Source organism: Dendronalium sp. ChiSLP03b, assembly GCF_034531165.2.
GTDB lineage: Bacteria > Cyanobacteriota > Cyanobacteriia > Cyanobacteriales > Nostocaceae > Dendronalium > Dendronalium minutum.
The window spans coordinates 1-17,583 of the sequence record NZ_JAVRBR020000028.1 but is presented as its reverse complement, the minus strand read 5'-3'; the positions used below and the strand labels follow the sequence as shown (position 1 = coordinate 17,583).

17 protein-coding genes are annotated in these 17,583 nt (G+C 39.0%); 9 read left to right on the top strand and 8 right to left on the bottom strand.

Translation table 11 applies throughout. The features are described from left to right. Nucleotides 1–424 precede the first annotated feature (424 nt). The 4 genes from RMY31_RS07510 to RMY31_RS07495 all read left to right on the top strand — a co-directional run bounded on the left by RMY31_RS07510 (nt 425) and on the right by RMY31_RS07495 (nt 4,191). On the top strand, nt 425–757 hold the full coding sequence (locus tag RMY31_RS07510; protein WP_322666471.1) for a hypothetical protein: 333 nt from the start codon (nt 425–427) through the stop codon (nt 755–757). Between the two features lie 323 nt (nt 758–1,080). Next, entirely contained in the window at nt 1,081–2,769 is a 1,689-nt protein-coding gene (locus tag RMY31_RS07505; protein WP_322666468.1) for a CHAT domain-containing protein, read from the top strand. Continuing rightward, nucleotides 2,766–4,013 (top strand): hypothetical protein, encoded by a 1,248-nt coding sequence (locus tag RMY31_RS07500; RefSeq protein ID WP_322666466.1) that lies wholly within the window; start codon nt 2,766–2,768, stop codon nt 4,011–4,013. Before RMY31_RS07505 ends, RMY31_RS07500 begins: the two co-directional genes overlap by 4 nt. A gap of 43 nt (nt 4,014–4,056) precedes the next feature. Next, the gene (locus RMY31_RS07495; RefSeq protein WP_409877586.1) at nt 4,057–4,191 is read left to right on the top strand and encodes a hypothetical protein; all 135 of its coding nucleotides are present in this window, start codon (nt 4,057–4,059) and stop codon (nt 4,189–4,191) included. 211 nt (nt 4,192–4,402) lie between these two features. Here RMY31_RS07495 and RMY31_RS07490 read toward each other — a convergent pair whose 3' ends face one another. Next, on the bottom strand, nt 4,403–5,407 hold the full coding sequence (locus tag RMY31_RS07490) for a hypothetical protein (protein ID WP_322666463.1): 1,005 nt from the start codon (nt 5,405–5,407) through the stop codon (nt 4,403–4,405). Nucleotides 5,408–5,724: 317 nt separating this feature from the next. Here RMY31_RS07490 and RMY31_RS07485 point away from each other — a divergent pair, with 317 nt between their 5' ends. The 5 genes from RMY31_RS07485 (at nt 5,725) to RMY31_RS07465 (ending at nt 10,052) form a co-directional block, all read left to right on the top strand. Next, nucleotides 5,725–6,360 (top strand): AAA family ATPase, encoded by a 636-nt coding sequence (locus RMY31_RS07485; RefSeq protein ID WP_322666461.1) that lies wholly within the window; start codon nt 5,725–5,727, stop codon nt 6,358–6,360. Then, on the top strand, nt 6,347–7,243 hold the full coding sequence (locus RMY31_RS07480) for a ParB/RepB/Spo0J family partition protein (protein WP_322666458.1): 897 nt from the start codon (nt 6,347–6,349) through the stop codon (nt 7,241–7,243). The genes RMY31_RS07485 and RMY31_RS07480 overlap by 14 nt, the downstream gene beginning before the upstream one ends. Before the next feature lie 4 nt (nt 7,244–7,247). Continuing rightward, the gene (locus tag RMY31_RS07475) at nt 7,248–7,592 is read left to right on the top strand and encodes a DUF2281 domain-containing protein (RefSeq protein ID WP_322666456.1); all 345 of its coding nucleotides are present in this window, start codon (nt 7,248–7,250) and stop codon (nt 7,590–7,592) included. After that, nucleotides 7,592–8,035 carry a type II toxin-antitoxin system VapC family toxin gene (locus RMY31_RS07470; protein WP_322666454.1) on the top strand — a complete coding sequence of 148 codons (444 nt, stop codon included), beginning with the start codon at nt 7,592–7,594 and terminating at the stop codon, nt 8,033–8,035. The genes RMY31_RS07475 and RMY31_RS07470 overlap by 1 nt, the downstream gene beginning before the upstream one ends. 931 nt (nt 8,036–8,966) lie before the next feature. Further along, nucleotides 8,967–10,052, top strand: coding sequence for a DUF2235 domain-containing protein (locus RMY31_RS07465; protein ID WP_322666453.1), 1,086 nt, complete (start codon nt 8,967–8,969; stop codon nt 10,050–10,052). On the opposite strand, the gene RMY31_RS07460 is transcribed toward RMY31_RS07465, so the two are convergent. The 7 genes from RMY31_RS07460 to RMY31_RS07430 form a co-directional block, all read right to left on the bottom strand. Next, on the bottom strand, nt 10,049–10,450 hold the full coding sequence (locus tag RMY31_RS07460) for a hypothetical protein (RefSeq protein ID WP_322666451.1): 402 nt from the start codon (nt 10,448–10,450) through the stop codon (nt 10,049–10,051). The genes RMY31_RS07465 and RMY31_RS07460 overlap by 4 nt on opposite strands. A gap of 122 nt (nt 10,451–10,572) precedes the next feature. Then, on the bottom strand, nt 10,573–11,205 hold the full coding sequence (locus tag RMY31_RS07455) for a hypothetical protein (RefSeq protein ID WP_322666449.1): 633 nt from the start codon (nt 11,203–11,205) through the stop codon (nt 10,573–10,575). Between the two features lie 318 nt (nt 11,206–11,523). Next, nucleotides 11,524–12,477, bottom strand: coding sequence for a hypothetical protein (locus RMY31_RS07450; RefSeq protein WP_322666447.1), 954 nt, complete (start codon nt 12,475–12,477; stop codon nt 11,524–11,526). A gap of 251 nt (nt 12,478–12,728) precedes the next feature. Continuing rightward, the gene (locus RMY31_RS07445; protein WP_322666445.1) at nt 12,729–15,185 is read right to left on the bottom strand and encodes a phenylpyruvate tautomerase MIF-related protein; all 2,457 of its coding nucleotides are present in this window, start codon (nt 15,183–15,185) and stop codon (nt 12,729–12,731) included. 124 nt (nt 15,186–15,309) lie between these two features. After that, the gene (locus RMY31_RS07440; RefSeq protein ID WP_409877581.1) at nt 15,310–15,450 is read right to left on the bottom strand and encodes a caspase family protein; all 141 of its coding nucleotides are present in this window, start codon (nt 15,448–15,450) and stop codon (nt 15,310–15,312) included. Nucleotides 15,451–15,791: 341 nt separating this feature from the next. Further along, nucleotides 15,792–16,061, bottom strand: coding sequence for a hypothetical protein (locus RMY31_RS07435; protein ID WP_409877579.1), 270 nt, complete (start codon nt 16,059–16,061; stop codon nt 15,792–15,794). Nucleotides 16,062–16,983: 922 nt separating this feature from the next. Beyond that, on the bottom strand, nt 16,984–17,583 hold a 600-nt coding region (locus RMY31_RS07430), incomplete at its 5' end, for a tyrosine-type recombinase/integrase (RefSeq protein ID WP_409877577.1).

Below are 17,583 nucleotides of genomic sequence, written 5' to 3'. Positions count from 1 at the left end.
TCTTCTGTTCTTTAAAGAACATATACCACATCATTCGCCCCCTGTTGGGGGTATTTTTATAGCAGTAGTGGTAAGGGCGAGTGCCGGAGACATCAATGAATTGAGAATACTTTAACAGCTACATTACACTTTTTCCTAAATAAGTGTAATGCTTTAGATTCTGAGTCTGTGACTTAAGATAAAGATGATTTAAACAGCGATCACGGTCGGCTCAATCGAAAATTAAGAAACGCTTGTGATGATTAATATTCAGGCTCCTCGGAAAAATCCCACAAGGATGAAGAAGTTAATCTCAAACGGCGTAAAAAATTAATTTGCCATAACCATGCTCTACTGTTAGGACGGATGAAAAGATGGGTAGAGCGGAGCGAAACCAAATCTGAAATGACCTAAAATTAGGCTATATAAATTACTAGATAAATCTATGGCAGAAATTCGGTTGGCAATTGAGGGTGAAAATGCGGTTTCTGCAACAGAAGCACTTTTAGCAATTCCCGGTATCTCAGGTAACTATAGGGTTAGCTCAGAAGCACCAGAAAGAGAGCCAGTCGTAGCAACAGTTGCTAGCATCGTTGGGATTGTTGGGGGAGCGATCGCCATCGCCGAACAAATCCGTAAATGGTATAAAGAGTATAAACAAGAACAGCCTGGCAAAAGAATTGATAAGGTGTTGATTGTGGGGCGCAATGGCAGACGACTCCTTTTGGAGGATGCAACTCTAGAAGAAATTCGTCAAATTTTAGATGAGCGAGTTTGATTCTCAGAGATCGGGAATATTAGTAGACTGATTTTGAGTATGGGCGTACTTTTAGTAACTCCTCCTAACTTGCACATTTTAGAATCGTTATACAGTATGGCTTTGAGAAATATCATAAAAATGTGCTTGTTTCATATTTTGCGGGAGCGTTAATCGCGCCCGTTGGGCGCTCACATCTTGCACGATAAAAATTGATGTAATTTTATTAATTAGTAGTAGCCCTAATCCTTTGATTTAGCGATAAAAGCCAATTAACATCAGGTAGCCTTATTGGACAGATAACACAAAAACAAACTATAGGGTACGCAAAGAGGAGCAATAATATGCAAACGCTCCACCTTAACCTCAAGCAAGTTGACGAGAATTACGTAGAGTTACGTTACTTTATTGATAATCCAAATGAGTATCAGAAGCGATCACTCTCTTTAACAGAAATCGCTGGTTTGATTGATTTGGTAGAACGAGATTATTACGTTTCAGGTTTACCAGAGGACTATACGATAACTGGGCAGCAGTTGTATAAGTGGTTGGATGGGAGTGATCGCTGGTTGCAACCCTTGCTGGATAAGTATCGGCGGGAAGGTATTGTTTTAGCTATTGCCGCAACAGAAAAACTTGCCCATTTGCCTTGGGAAGTGCTGCACGATGGCAAGGACTTTTTGGTTCAGCGTGCGGTTGTCCCCGTGCGTTGGGTGTCGAATAGCACGGTAAAAAAATTGACAATTCAGGGGAAACCAGAAAACCGTGCGCTGCAAGTTTTATTTATGGCAACTTCGCCCTTAAATGTAGAACCTGTGCTGGATTTTGAGGCTGAGGAAGCACGGATTTTGAAAGCGACAGTGCTGGCACAGACACCTTTACCTTTAGGGCTGACAGTGGAAGAAAGCGGCTGTTTGTCGGAGTTGGGTTATTTAGTCGATGGTTACGGCAAAGATTATTTTGATGTATTACACCTGACGGGTCATGCTACTTTACAACATAAGCAACCCCGCTTCATTACAGAAACCGCAACAGGCGAAGCTTACTATGCCACTGCTGGGGATATTGCCCAAGAATTACAATTCCGGCTGCCTAAACTCATCTTCCTCTCTGCTTGTCATACTGGGCAAGCAGACAGTTCGGGATCTGTGCCATCAATGGCTGAAGAATTGCTGCAATCGGGTACAACAGCAGTTTTGGGTTGGGGTCAAAAGGTTTTAGATCTTGATTCTTCAGCCGCAGCTGCCGCACTGTATCAGGAATTGTCAGCCGGAAAGAAAATTACTGAGGCTCTTGCTATTACCTACCAAGCATTAATCAAGAACAAAGCGCGGGATTGGCATTTATTACGGCTGTATGCAGCAGACAATTTACCAGGTTCATTAGTTACACCCTTGCAGACTCCTGGACGTAAACCAGCTGCACCACCTTCTGTTTCTACCCAATTTCTAGATCCCGCAGGTGAAGTTAAAGTCCCGACGCGGGAAAGTTTTGTTGGTCGTCGCCGTCAATTGCAAAGTTGTTTGCGGGTGCTGAGTCAACCAACTGATAAAGTTGGGGTGTTGATTTATGGCATGGGAGGTTTGGGTAAAAGTAGTTTAGCCGCAAGGCTTAGTGACCGACTGCCAAATTTTGAGCGCGTTATCTGGGTAGGAATAATCGATGAAGGTAGTTTGGTAAGTCGCTTGACAGAAAAGCTGGATGACAATGAACAACGCAAAAGGCTAGAAAATCCCGATGAAGATTTGAGATTTCGGCTGCGGCGAGTTTTCCAGCAGTTGCATGAGGAAGCAAAGCGGTTTTTGTTAGTATTAGATGACTTTGAAGTGAATTTAGAACCCCGCAATGAGAGTTATGTGCTGAAACCAGAAGCAGCAGAGGTGTTGACGGCTTTAGTTTGGGCAATTAGAGAAAATTACACTTCTCACCGCATTATCATTACCTGTCGTTACGACTTTGAATTTACCCAGTTGCAGTATTTCCACAAGCAGCCGTTGGATGCACTGCGAGGCGCAGATTTGCAAAAAAAGTGAATCGCCTCCCAGCCTTTGGTGCTAAATCTCAGGTAGATGAGGCGTTAAAATCGCAGGCGCAGAACTTGGCGGATGGGAATCCCCGCTTGCTGGAATGCTTGGATAAGATTCTGCAAAATACAACAGTTGACCAAGCAGCAATTCTCAATCAGTTAGCAGCAGATCCAGTAAAGTTGCGAGAGCAAGTTTTGGCAAAGGCGCTGCTGCAACAAATGGATACAACCATGCGAGAGATGTTGTCACGGGGATTGTTGTACGAGTTGCCAGTACCAAAAGAAGCAATATTAGCAGTTTGTGAATCTACTCCCAATCTCGATCAACAGATTAATCAAGCAGTGGCTTTGGGATTATTGGAAGTTAGTTTTGACAATTTGTTACGAGTACCTCGCATTTTACCCTTAGAACTGAAGTCACCAGAAGTCAAAGTTTTGTATTGTGCTGTTGAGATCCTCTATTCTCCTTGGTGGGAGAAGGTAAAGTTAATAATTAGTTCAGGGAAATCAAAACTAAATCGTGTGTTTTTAAGGAATGAACAATTACTAGAAGCAAAAGAAATTTTTCGTTTATTAAATACTTGTATCGATAGGGCAGCAGAAGGTCTGAAAAACTCATCAATTATAGAATTAGCTCATCGTCTAAAAAACGCAAATATTTTTAAAGATTTAAATAATTCAGAGGAAGTAATTGAATTATTAGATCCTCAACAAATAATAAAACTAATAAAAATAGAAACAAGTGAAAAAAAATCTTTAGAAGATGAATTGATAGAGCCTAACAATGATAGAACATCTCCTGCAAACAATATCCCTAATGACCAATTGATACATACCATTCTAAACGATTTTACTTTAACCACAGAAAATAAAACTACATTAATGATGATGTCGATTATGAAAAAAATGGACAAGGATGTTGAAAATTCGGTTCGCCCAATAAAAAAATCTACATCATCATTAGACATGTTTACTCTTCTCAGATTGAGCAAGCTAGTCAATATAAAAATGAAACGAGTTTATAAACGGTTTTCACTAAAACTAAGTGAAAGCCAAATAGAAAAAGTTTTGAATATGCGTGAAAATGTTTTAGTCGTCTTAATAAGCCACTACGAGCCATCTATTGATGTAGAGACAATGAAGCTGAAGAGAATAATAGACAAAAGATCACAAATGTTTGATATGTTGCAACAAATCATACATAAATATAATCAGACAGCAAAAGGTATTATTGAATCTATAGGTCGTTAGAAAAAAATGTTAATAACTATATTATAACCAGCCCTTTCAAGTGATGAGAGCTATTCTCATTATTGGTTCAAATCCTTGTTTTAATAGCGTCCAGTTCTTGAGTGGCTTGAAAACTTCGACCGAGCAAGAACAGTGCGAAATAATGGCTCTCAAAACCATTGGTATCGCTTGGCTGTAACCATCAAACTAAGAAAATAAATCAAGACGTTTCTTACTTTCGGTTTTTTGAAAGAATTTTCCTTTCACTTCAAGGCAGCGATGGGCTGCCCCGTTGGAGACGATCGTTTCGTGCCATCACACGCTACCAACTTACCTTGAGCCGTGTGACAACGCCAACACTTATAGCACGTTGAGCGATTGCAGATATTGTTTGCACTCAGATGTAATAGTTATTTGTCTGTTTCACCCTCAACCTCTTGGGATCTTTTTTTCAGAATTGGTTTACCTGGAGGATTGGGGCGCTCTGTATGATCCTTTTTAGATGGTCGTTGCCCTTTGGGTTTATTCTTTTTGGACTCTTGCTGGACTGTGGCTTTATCTTGTTTGGAGGCTTTCAGGAAACGGGGTGCAGTTTCTTGGGGTGGTGCTAATAGGGCGACAAAACCCCATACATCACGCCCCGGTAGAAATTTCGCTTTGAGTGTAACAAATATTGGATGTCCTTGCTCAACTTTCGGGACTTTGGGATTAAATCTAAAGGGTCTAACTGGTGCATCCTTCCATAGCAAAGGCACATGGCTAGCCTTCATGAATTTCACCTTACGAGCTGGTTCGGCTTGCTTAATATATTCCAGTCTTTCACGGGTAAAGTTACGGAACACAGAAATGCAGGGACTAGGGCAGACTGGAATAAACTGCCACAGCCCTGATAATTTAAACTCCAAGTCTTCTAACTCTCCTGAGACTGCCTCTTGAAATCGCCCTCTGTCAAAACCTACTAGCTGAAAAGCGATTTTTAGGGGCTGCTCTTTGCGCGGAAAATGAATTGCCTTTGGATAAACTATTAAACGTTGAGTCCGGTTGCCAGTAGTTTCTATTTCTTTCTTGAGAGCTTCAAATACTTTCAGTTTTCGCGGAATGTAGAAAAGTGGGTATTGATTTCGACCAATAGTAACAGTGCTGCTGCCAGAAGAATTTAAGTCTACTTCCCCTGTAATTATGCCAACAGCTTGAAATATCGCCCCTGAAGCTTCGATATCATCTATTTGTGAATCAGTCTCAAAATTTACTTGCTCATCATCAGTTGAGACTGACAGTGAAGGATCTGCTTCTAGCTCAGTTGTAGAAAGCTCTAGAGACTCTTGAGTTTTTTCCTCTGGTTGAGCTACAAGAGATTGAATAAACTGCAACTCATTATTAGTAGGTTCATTAGGCGTAGGCTCGGCAGATGCCATAATTGTTGTTTTTTTTAATCGCGGTCTGATTCAATCTTAATGGTATGCAGCGTGTTGCCAATTTTATAAACATTAATATAGACATTCTGTAGACAAGAATCTACTATGTGGACAAGCACGTATACAGGGTATACTCTATGGCTAGTCAAGTCATCTCATTTCGGCTAAGTGATGACGAAATTCAAGCACTCTCTGGACTGCAAACGTCTCTAGATATACAGAAGATAACAAATATCTGGAATTAGCAGTCCATAAAACAGCAGCATAATTGATGGCAGTAAGCTCAAAGCAAAGCTTAAAAATATTAGGCAGAATCAATGTTAATTGGCGTTTTAAACAGAAAGGGTGGCTGTGGAAAATCAACGACAGCAGTCCATCTTGCACACTGGTTAGCCCAGAGAAAGCATAATGTGATAGTTATTGACTCGGATGGACAAACAAGTTCCAGCCAGTGGCTAGAAAAACTTAACTTACCTTCTTTAGTTGTCAATGATCCAGATGATCTATTTGACCAAATTACGCTGTACTCAGGACAGTATGATGCAGTTATTGTGGATTCTCCAGCCGTCCTTGGCGAAACAGCTAAAGCCGTATTGCTGAGTGTTGATTTGGCATTAGTGCCTGTGCAGCCATCAAATCTCGATCTACTAGCAACTAAAGATATTGTCCGTTTGGTCAACCAAGCTCAGAAAATCCGCAAAGGAACTCCAAAAGCAGTGATGTTTTTAAGTCGAGCTTCAAAAGGAACTGTATTATTGAGGGAAGCCCAAGAGGTTTTATCCCAAACCCAAGGGCTAACTTTACTCAAGCAAGTGATTTATCAGCGACAGGTGATTGCTGATGCACCGGGTCAATCTGCTACCGTTTTTAATATGTCTGGTGATGCGGCATCAATAGCTGCAAAAGATTATGAGCAGCTTTTTGAGGAGGCTTTGAGTTATGGCAAGGCGTAATAGCTTGAAAGATGATTGGAAATTCGAGGCTGATTTGTCCAATGTTCATGAAATATCTACCGATTCAATCATTCTGACAGAAAACCAACCTCGCCGCTATTTTGACTCTCAAAAACTTCAACAATTGAAGGAATCAATCTCAACACATGGAATTTTAGAACCGTTATTAGTTCGGCCTGGAAAAAAAAATGGTCAGTATGAATTAGTAGCGGGAGAGCGACGTTATCGGGCTGCCACTGAAGCAGGCTTAACTTCAGTTCCTGTAACTGTAAGAGAATTAACCGATGATGAGGCAGTTCAACTAGCCCTTGTTGAGAACCTACAGCGTGAGGATCTAAACCCTGTTGAAGAAACGGAAGGAATTCTTCAACTATTAAGTCTCAAACTGAAAATCGATTTGGCACAGGTTCCTTCTCTTCTTTACCGGATGCGAAATGAAGTGGTTGGCAATTCTAATCAAAACGTTTTGATTAGTTCCCAATCCCAGGAAATTCAAGCTGTTTTTGATCACCTAGCATTTATTACTTGGGAGTCTTTCGTTACAACTAGGCTAACACTACTAAATTTACCAAGTGAAATTTTATCAGCACTGCGAACGGGCAGAATTGCTTACACTAAAGCTCAAGCCATTGCTCGGTTAAAGGATGAGTCCAAGAGAAAAGCATTACTGGAAGAAGCAATAACTCAAAATTTATCTCTTGCTCAGATCAGGGAGCGGCTTAAAGCTGCTCTGACTCCCAAGGAACAACCCCAATCGCTAAAGCAGAAGATGCAAGATATCACCCATCGTTTTCAAAAGACCAAAGCCTGGGATGACCCGAAAAAACAGAAAAAATTAGAAAAGTTATTGATGCAAATGGAAGCAATACTAGCAGAGGATTAAGTACATGACTATTAAAGAACTCCTGCTCCAAGAAATTGAATCTTCTCCCGATTCTCTCCTAGAAGAAACTCTTGATTTTCTACGCTTTTTGAAAACCAAGCAAACAATAGTCAAAAAGAATACTCAATCCCCGCACATTCAGCCAGAAACAACTGATTCCGATACACTACCTCAACCAGAAGAAAAACCGACAGACAGTTCTCAGCTACCCTACCGTCCGGCTTCCGGTCGTTCCATTCTTAGACACGCAGGAACTTGGGCAGGTGATGACTTTGATGAGTGTCTGAGGTCTGTTTACGCAACTCGTGGCAAAGCCAAATTCGATTATGACTTGAATCCTTTTGAGTAATGTACCTGCTAGATACTAATCACTGTAGTGCTATCATTCTTGGCGAACCAAACGTCATTTGTCGAATAACTGAGGTTGGAGAATTAAACATCGCTACCTGCGTAATTGTGCAGGGAGAACTTACATATATGATGGAAAATTCTGCACAGAGGGAAACCAATCTTGTTTCTTTGACAGAATTTATAGAAGATATCCGCATCTACGGTGTTACAGAGGACACGGCTAATATTTACGGTCAACTCAAAGCTGCCTTGATGAAACAATTTGGCCCCAAAGAAAAAAGCAAGCGGAGAAAAACTCAAGTGACAGACCTGGGGTTTGATGAAAATGACCTTTGGATTGCGGCTGTAGCCTTACAACATGGTCTTATCCTTGTGTCAGCCGACAGGGATTTTCAAAGGATTCAGCAAGTGAGAACATTGTCTGTTGAATCTTGGTTGTAAATTTTATGTGCAAGGAGAGATTGGAGTCATTAGCAAGATTAAGGCTAGATAACAAAATTAAGAAACTATAGTAATTAATTTCTTACCAGGGGTAAAAATAGCGAAGACACATTTTACCGCCATGCAAAGCTTGAAAATCTTGCTGTGAAAGAGTTATAGAAATAAAATCGCTCTTGTCACCAAAAAATGGAGAAAAAGCTTATTTTGGCTGTATCAATAAAAGTCTAAGTTATTTGGCACAGCATTGAGTCACGTAGCCACAGGGTTTTCAGGCTACAAAAATTAGAGGGGTTCAAATGGTACGAATAAAAGTAGTGGATCTGGTATGTCAAATCCTAATTTCTAAGTGAAAGTCAATTTTTTTTCTGAAACCAAGTCTGGTTATGATTTTCAGACGACGCATGGCGGCAAAATTCGCCTTGGCTACTTTTACCCCTAAATGTAAAACTTAAAGTTTGGCCTGCGCTCGGAAACTGTAGGATTTGAAATCAAGGTTTCTCAAACTGCATCAGAAAACCCAACGGTGACTGGCTGAGATTCCCCTAAACGACACGCATTGTAATTAAATGGCATTTATTTTTGATCTTAGCTCGTCGTCCAAGATCCCAAATGGGTTCTATAGTCCAGTGTGGGCATTAGTTTGGGATTGCACTGCTTGAGCTTCATTCCTCACATCTTGCACCAAGAAAAATTGATATAAATTTATTACTCAGTAAAAAAGCAAACTTCTTGATTTGACGATAAAAGCTGATAAAAATTAGGTAGCTTTATCGCGCATCTTTTGACTTTACCTGGGTTTATACGTAGAGGTGCAAGATATGAGATTCTGCAATTGAATAAATTTATCATTCCATAGGTATATGAATCAAAGACAATAAATATCTGTAATTAATTAACTTTATCTAACTGCATATGCCAGCCGGGGGAAATTATGAGCAAATGTCTAATCGTTTGCTGCGATGGTACTTGGCAAAATTTGTATAGTCCATTTTCCACAAATGTAGTCAAAATAGCTCAGATGATCAAGCCGAAGGGAGCTGATGGTACATCTCAAGTAATTTATTATCAAGCTGGACTTGGTAGTGGCTATGATGACTTCGACAAAATTGCTGGTGGAGCCTTTGGCTGGGGCATTGATAATAACATTCAAGACGCATATCGTTTCTTGTGTTTAAACTATGAAAATAATGATCAAATCTATTTATTTGGATTTAGTCGTGGTGCATATACTGTACGAAGTTTAGCAGGGATGATTTACTGTTCTGGATTGCTAAAACGACAGCATATTCGTCAAATACCACAAGCGTACAATCTCTATCGGGTTCATCATATTCGCCCTAATGATCCAGATGCAATTGCATTCCGAAACAAGTATGGAGAACACGTTCCAATTAAGTTACTAGCTTGTTGGGATACTGTTGGCGAACTGGGTGTTCCTAAACAAACCCCGTTCATTAGCGACTGGATTAATCATAAATATAAATTCCACGATACTCAAGTAAATAGGCTAATTGAAAACGCACTACATGCAGTTGCAATTGATGAACGACGTGAAATATTCAATGTCACACCAATGCGAATTAGCGATGGAGCTGACACCAAACTTCGCCAAGTCTGGTTTCCAGGAAATCATAGCTGCATTGGTGGTGGACAAGAAACGAGCGGTTTATCAGATATCACTTTAAAATGGATGGTGGACGAGACTAAAAACCTAGACAACTCTCAACTTGAGTTTATTGATGATATCCAAACTGTTGTGGAGAAAGGAATTCATGCCAACTTTCAAGAAGCTTTTAATAATCAACTTCAATGGTTTGAAGGATTAACCGGAATCATCGAACGAGACATTGTTAATCCCGATCATGATTTAAAAGACTACACCGTTTTTGATCAAGATTTTTTTAATAACAATATTCATTCAAGTACAAAAATGCGATGGAAATTAAAACAGTTTCCACCTTATCGACCTAAGAACTTAATTAAGTTCCACCAGTTTTTTGATGCGTTTGTTGATTAGCTCAATCTTGTAATAGTTAAGTTCAAAGAACCATGATTGTTAAAATACATTATTGGAATATCATTGGCATAACAAAATAACTCTCCAGCTAAAGGAACTTTATACTTCTCTAATTTTTTTCCAATTAGGAACTCTTGTTCAACAGACTGACCAATATTTCCAATTAAAGAGAACCAGTTTTCGTTTGGTTTTCTTCGGAACATCTCAGCCCAACGGAACCAAGGTTTTGTATATCCATATGCATCAGTTTTAATCGTGGCATCATACCAAAACTGTTCTCCTTTTACTTCAAAAGTATAAATTGCTCCTGTTTCTAAATAAATACCAGTAGCGTTCCAGTATTTTTGAGAATCTATTTTTACTGTAACTGGTGAAGATTCAGTTTGTAACTTGACCATTTGACAATTTTTTACTATCTAACTAGCTCTAAAAGGGATGTTAGCCAAAAAAGCTTTATCCAATTTGATCGCGGATTTGAGTAAAGAGTAAATAGCTACTAATTTCATACTTAACTCTGAGTTCATGCAGAGGCTTCTCGAATTCGCATTTCTTGTAAAAAACGAAATCGCTTTTCTACAGACCCGCCGTATTCATCCGTTCTTCGATTAGAGACTGGATTTAAAAATTGATGAATAATATAGCCCTTGGAAGCCGTAATTTCTAAGCCATCGCAACCCGTTTCTCGAACTCGTCTTGCCGCTTCGGCAAAGTTATGAATCGTCTGTTCGATTTCTTCCACAGACATTTCAATGCTGTGATTGCGATACCCAAAGAGAAGATCGAAGCCGGAAGAAGCGGACTTCGCATCTGCTTCTTGAGAAAATAAACTCGTTTGGGTCTGATAGCCAGCGTCTCCAATTTGGATGATATATTTACAGTCAAATTTTTGAACGGCTTGAATTCCTTCTCGCAACGGTTTAATAAATTTATCGTTGCTAATCTTGGGGTATTCTAATGGCGACCATCTGCGGTCATCTACGGTGATTGTGGCTGAAATAATTCCAGCCACATCGTTTTCCGCGAATCTTTTCTCAAAGTTTTTCCAAGCAGAGGTTACGGTGCCGTCGTAGTACGAGGTTCTTCCTCCAATAGACGACCTTAGAATTCGGTTTTTCAAGGTGACATTTTTAATCGTAAAGGGTTCAAAAATCATAGAAACCTCCTTGTAATATCGCTTTCGGTCAAAGATTCATTGAAATTTTAACGCCGAACTGTCATACCCACTTCTGCCCGGTTTTTTACCATTAGGGTAGTGGTAAATATGTAGTGATAATAAATTTAGGCGTTACAACAAGAATTATAATGATGAATAAAATACCAAATAGCACAAATACGATTATCTAGCCTTTTAGAGTAGGATAAAGTCTGACATCTTATGCAGGCAAAAATAATCAATAACAAGTAATAAAATTAGGCTTTAAATGGCAAGTGAAGGCGGAAAGCCCCCCTAAGAACCGTGCTTGTACCTTAGTTATGGCTTGGATGAATCCGCAGCAAAATCTAGTTTGTGAACAATATAGCTTTTATAAATGGGTTTGAATGTATCGGGCGATCGCACTACTACCCAGGTATGTTGAGCATCGGCTATAACCCTTTTACTGTGGGCAGATGGTGCTTTCCAAGTGCTACCTTCCCAATGGATGATAGCGTTAACATCAGCGTGATCAGCCAGAGCTTTCACACTAATTTCTTTCACTGCATGAATTTCATCAAAAAAGGTATTAATAGTACCTTCATACCATTGATTAAATTCTTCTTGATTTTGCAATGTAGAGCTAGGAAACTGCATTTTAAAACAGTGGTTTGCAAAGTCAAAAAAAGGTACAAGTTCAGATGCTGGAACATGTTGATCGATTTTTGTATAAAAATTTTTTGCTAGTTGTCTAATTTCTGATTCGCTTAAAGGTGCTAATTTAAACGCCTCACCATCTCTGTGTTGCAGAAACTTGATAATTTCAGCGATGCGTTTGGGGAGGTATGCTTTGAGTGTTTGCAAAGCTTCGGCACGTTCCTCGCGGTTATGGCTTTGCAATACTAACTCTACAGTAATAGAAACTTCTGTGTGATGATCATCTATCTTACGGGCGCTGATAGTGACTACATACAACGTGAAGAGGTTAGTTGCCTCCGGTATATCCATTTTCCAGACATGATTTTGGCGATCGTTGTACAGCAATCTGTCACGCACTAGTGAGCCTTGGAAATCAAATCTAACAATAGCACCAGGTCTGTCTGTGGGTTTTCCGTCATCAGTTTCTAATTCAACATTTGTACGTCCACTAAAACCCTTGAGAAATTCCAGATAATTATCAAATGCTGACCAAAAATACTCAATTTCTAGTGGTACTATTTGAACATCTTTAAGTGTTATCCATTGACCCCAATCCAATTCATCTTGAGTAATTAAATTGTTTGTTTTTGTCATAATCGATGATATCTCAATATTATCTATTTTTTAATACCAGGCGAAAGTCCCTCATATTTGTAGATGTTATTTCAATTGCTCATGTCTAAAAAAGGGAGTGATAAAAGGCTGATTGCTTTTACTATTTACACCAGATATAGCAATCCCATGTGAGTTTCGATAAATTCCTAGAGGCTGTTGATTGCTGATTGTGAACAGTCAACAGTTAACGGTCAAAACAAAATATTTACGAATCATTTAGGATTACTATATTAGCTATTCAATCTAGAACGTAAGGTTGCAAGATCGAATCCTAATTTTTCAAACTCTGCTTTTTTACTTTCAATGAGTTTGATTAACTCTGGTGGTACGTCTCCATCTTCGTTTTTGAGGATATAGCCGTAGTTAAAATTGGTCAGCATATTGGTTACAGCCAAAATGATACTAGCTACCTGACGACCTGGTAATACACTTTCGTCATCTTCGTCACCCATTGAGCCATTGGTTAACAAATCGCCGTACTTCAATTCACCAAATTCAGAATTATGTTCATTGTGAATCCAAGTATGCCAAAAAGTGCATTGATAAATCACATACTTACAGACCTGTTTGATATTTGCTATATCTTGCTCAGTTGGTTGTGGTGATATAGTAATAGGTCTAATGGCTTTTAATTCACCATTAACTTCTTGACGTGGATTTGATGAGTGTTCAATTTCGTTTAAATCATACCATTCATCGCCATCATCTACTTGTTCCATACTCAGAGGAACATAAAGAACACTATGTTGTACTAAATCGTTGGAGAAATTGAGTATTTCTGTCCAATTTTTAGCAATTTCTTCTTGATTAGTGGCAAAAAATGACTCTACATGAGTAGTGAGAATATCCCAGTATAAATTGCCGAGTTTGGCAAATGTATGACCTTCACACAGAGGTTTTCTAGGTTGCCAATCTGTCCAATCATATGTTCCAATATTTGTTCTTACCCATCGCAACATATCTGGGTCAATAATCATGGGTTCTAGCTTGGCAAAAAAACCTTCTATGGGGTTCATGAGGATTTGACGCCCAAATTTGTTAATATGAACTACTTCTTTGAGGTGGGGGTATAATAAACCACGTAGCGGATTATTTCTAATATTTCTCAAGAAAGCAATTGCATACTGTTCCATGTTAAAGTGACACTGGCTTAAATGTCCTTTCACTTCACCTAAAACACCCAGATGAGTAGCCCGAACAACTCGTTTAGCTTGCAACCACTTATTACCATCAGTAGAGGTATAAGTCTGTGGTGCTTTTAAGGGTGGATTTGGTTGCAAACAATTATCTTCACGGAATTGCAGCGTAATTTCAACAGGTAGTAATTTTCCGTCTTTTAATTCAAATTTGACTTTGTAATTAGGCAAATCTATTTTGCCTGTCAGAGTAAATTTATCACCATTAAAAGCAGTAGTATATAGTGAAGGATTATTCTTATCCTTTTTTAAAATCACTGGATTGAAACCGTTTAATATCCTTTTGCCAAAAAATTCATCACTTCTGGTATAGCCTTTATGGTCTTTTTCTAAAATTAGCGTTAAAGTTTCCGGAAATGATTTTTGAATTTCATCGTAGGATGGCTCATGAGGATTACGGCGATTTATTTGGATGAGTCTATCCATTATCTGGTTATACTTGGCTACAGATTGCATTGTCCTGGCTAAAGCTTCAGGTACAAAATCATGGCGAATGGAATCTGGTAGGCTGTAAGAAAATAACGGATATTGCGGATCGTACTCATAATATAAAATTTGCACAAACCCAAAATCATAGTCATCTGTAACATTATCAGTCCCGTTTTTAACTTCAATTAAGTTCCTGACTTCACTTTTTTTACTATCAATAACGACATTTTGTGGCGGATTAAAAATTCTTAATTCTAAATCCGGTGCATCACCAAAACCTCCTGCTTTCGGATTATAGAAAATTTCAAATTGTCCTGTTTTATCCGTTTCTCCAATGCCTAAATAATCTTTTGACCCAAATGGATCTCTATCCCATAACTCTAAACTTAAATTGGGAATAGGAATCAGCGAGTCACGATGTACTACCTTCCCAAAAGCTCGTCGTGATTTGGCAATTACATTTCCCTTCAACTCTTGTTTGATTTTTAAAAGAGAGTCTAAAGGTAAATCAGACAGAATATTGTAAACTAAACGTTCTTTCTCTGTTTTGGTATATTCTTCTAGTGATACTTCACCTGCAATAATTCTTTGGATCAAGTTACTCATATCTGTTATAACTCCTGGTGCATTCAATTGCTGTTTTTTGTTTGCGGCTGCACTTTCTTTTCGAGCCGCTTCTACATCTGCTAAATTATCAGCACCTAATATTTGCTCAAAAGTTGTGCGATTCCAGCCAACCAAATGCATTTTTGTATATTCTTGAAAAAACATATACATTCTGTTAGCTGAAACATTGAATTTTGCTAGTAGAATATCGCTGATGATTTCTATTAGCTTGGTGGTAATCTCTACAGACATTCTCAGGTTCATTACTTGAACAACAGCCGCAGGCTTTTCATAATCACCACCAAAAGCTACATTAACCTTGGTGTTGACAACTACTAAGATCATGGACTGAGGGTCGCCTTTGATGATATGAACTTGTTCAGTAATTTGAGTGATGACATCATGAATAACTTCTGAACTGAAGTCATGATTAGTTTCAATTCTGATAAAAGGCATTTTAGTTCCATAATGGGGTAAAAGTAGCGAGCGTGACATGAGTTGCCACGTACCGCCTAAAACCTTGCTACACAAGCTTTTTAGAAATAAAATTGCTCTATGAGCCGAAAATCGCCGAAAAACCTTATTTATGAATGTTAACTGTTTCAAAATTAAAGACATCTATCAGCAATTGCAACATATGGATAATATCGTTAATACAGCCATTTAAACCGCTGTAATTCTTGTATGTGTTGATACCACATAATAATGCTTTGTTAGACATGATTTTTACCTAAATATTGACATGAATTAATTTTCAGCCGCATCTAGCCGGAAATTACACTTATCTCGGCTATAAACCCAAAAACAATTAAATCAAAAGTTTTTAAACTAAAACAAATAGATGTATAACATCACCAATAACATTGCGCTGATGCTTGAGTTTTCGTGGCTACTACCGCAATCGCGCAAAACTTAAGTAAATGCTATATCCTTCATAAGAGCAGCTATTCTTTCTTTTTATAGATATTGCTATCTATCAATAGTCTGACAATTTTTATTTGTTGGATTGATGTTATAAAAAGCGTCACATTTTACTAAATTGGCAATTTTACTTGCGGCGCTTTACTGTTGACCATTGGTATCGTTTTTTGAAGCAACGCCTACACTGGACGCTTCCCAGGCTGAGTACTCCCAAACAGTGTGAGCGGTGGAGCGACTTAATCGGCGACTACGATCAATTAATAGAGCATCATATGGTTTGTTAGTTGCGAATTGCACGATACGTCGAGCAGCATCTTCGATAATCATAGGTTCTAGAGCGCACCGAAGAGCAAATGCAGATGCATCAATATCAAATTCTTCTGACTTGGGTCTACATGTAGCGAACTGCAAACATAAATCGTTAAAACTGCAATCAAGACAATTTTGAAACCACATTAAATTGCAACTAAGGGGTGTCTCAAAACCACAATAAATGCAACTCAAACCAAATTAAATACAACTAAACTGCAAACAACGGTTTTGAAACCACATTAATTGCAAATAGCCTATAATCCTTTAGCCATAAGGTTTTTCGGCTTTGATAACGCAATTATCCTGAAAGTGTCCACTTTAAAGGTTTTTTCTCAATTTCATCCCAGGTGATTTTTTCAATTTAAACAGACCAGGATGCTTGATAAACAAGTAGATTACACTTGTCGGAAAAAACTTGATTTCTCATTTAATTGAACGAATGTTGTCTAGATTAAACCACATTAATCGGGCATATACGTTTGATTTAATCCTCCGTTTAATCTAGACACCTGGGGCAGCGTAAATCTCTCAAACTGGCTCTGGATATAGCTTTTGGCTTAGTTGCATTTATTGTGGTTTCAGAACGCTTGTTTGCAGTTTCGTTGCAATTATTGTGGTTTGGGCCGCATTTATTGTGGTTTTGAGACCACCTCTAGTTGCAGATTAATGTGGTTTCAAAATTGCCTTGATTGCAGTTTTGGGCATTTATGATTGCAGTTCACAACATCTACAAGCTAATAAATCTACATATCCACCTCCTTCTGCTGGTGTTCTGACACGCTCAGGAACTATGTCAGAGGTAGATATAGAGATTATCTGTAACTCCTATCATTGCTCCTATTTCAACGTAATTTTATGGTTAAATATGGCATCACCGTGCCAAAAAAGGAAAATTGTACGCTAAGAAAAATTTGGAGCGACGACTGAGCAAAGTTATTGCGCGGTCTTGGCATCGAAAATGCGCTCTAAGACTAACTTGGGGATGCAAAGTAAGAAACTCAGTCATCAACGTTTCTTAAACTCAAAAAGGCTGCTCCCACTGCCAATCAAAATGCTCAAACCGCCTGGGGTTCTCCGCAGTATACCGAACAGTATTTTGAATCTGTTTATGCCCCAAGTAACTCTGAATATCCCTAGTTGAACGATTCTGTTCCGCCAAAAAATAACCGCAACTATGGCGGAACATATGCGGATGCACCTTAATATGTAACCCCGCTTTTTCAGCTGCACGTTTCACCATCTTCTCAATCGCATCCACCGACAATGACTGCCCTCGCTCATTGGGGAAAACAAAATAACTATTGGGATAAGTCTGCTTTAGTTGCCCCAACAAATCCACCTCATCCGGTTGCATTGGGTGATTCCCACTCTGGCTACCCTTGAGCCGCTTGATGTAAATCACCTTTCGCTCTAACATAACTGCATCCCATTTCATGGCCGCTGCCTCCCCCGGTCGCAGCCCATGCCGAAATGACATTAATAACAACGCCCGATCTCTAACTCTATGCCGACCGCGATCGCCCGCCGCCTGAATCAAAATTTTCATCTCCTCCCAGGTCAAATACTCCCGGCTGCGATACTGATCATTATTCAAGCGCCGAAACGTCGTACTCATTCTCTC

Coding starts and splice junctions, on each gene's coding strand:
- RMY31_RS07510 (WP_322666471.1), top strand. CDS start 425: ATGGCAGAAATTCGGTTGGCAATTGAGGGTGAAAATGCGGTTTCTGCA.
- RMY31_RS07505 (WP_322666468.1), top strand. CDS start 1,081: ATGCAAACGCTCCACCTTAACCTCAAGCAAGTTGACGAGAATTACGTA.
- RMY31_RS07495 (WP_409877586.1), top strand. CDS start 4,057: ATGAGAGCTATTCTCATTATTGGTTCAAATCCTTGTTTTAATAGCGTC.
- RMY31_RS07490 (WP_322666463.1), bottom strand. CDS start 5,407: ATGGCATCTGCCGAGCCTACGCCTAATGAACCTACTAATAATGAGTTG.
- RMY31_RS07485 (WP_322666461.1), top strand. CDS start 5,725: ATGTTAATTGGCGTTTTAAACAGAAAGGGTGGCTGTGGAAAATCAACG.
- RMY31_RS07480 (WP_322666458.1), top strand. CDS start 6,347: ATGGCAAGGCGTAATAGCTTGAAAGATGATTGGAAATTCGAGGCTGAT.
- RMY31_RS07475 (WP_322666456.1), top strand. CDS start 7,248: ATGACTATTAAAGAACTCCTGCTCCAAGAAATTGAATCTTCTCCCGAT.
- RMY31_RS07470 (WP_322666454.1), top strand. CDS start 7,592: ATGTACCTGCTAGATACTAATCACTGTAGTGCTATCATTCTTGGCGAA.
- RMY31_RS07465 (WP_322666453.1), top strand. CDS start 8,967: ATGAGCAAATGTCTAATCGTTTGCTGCGATGGTACTTGGCAAAATTTG.
- RMY31_RS07460 (WP_322666451.1), bottom strand. CDS start 10,450: ATGGTCAAGTTACAAACTGAATCTTCACCAGTTACAGTAAAAATAGAT.
- RMY31_RS07455 (WP_322666449.1), bottom strand. CDS start 11,205: ATGATTTTTGAACCCTTTACGATTAAAAATGTCACCTTGAAAAACCGA.
- RMY31_RS07450 (WP_322666447.1), bottom strand. CDS start 12,477: ATGACAAAAACAAACAATTTAATTACTCAAGATGAATTGGATTGGGGT.
- RMY31_RS07445 (WP_322666445.1), bottom strand. CDS start 15,185: ATGCCTTTTATCAGAATTGAAACTAATCATGACTTCAGTTCAGAAGTT.
- RMY31_RS07440 (WP_409877581.1), bottom strand. CDS start 15,450: ATGTCTAACAAAGCATTATTATGTGGTATCAACACATACAAGAATTAC.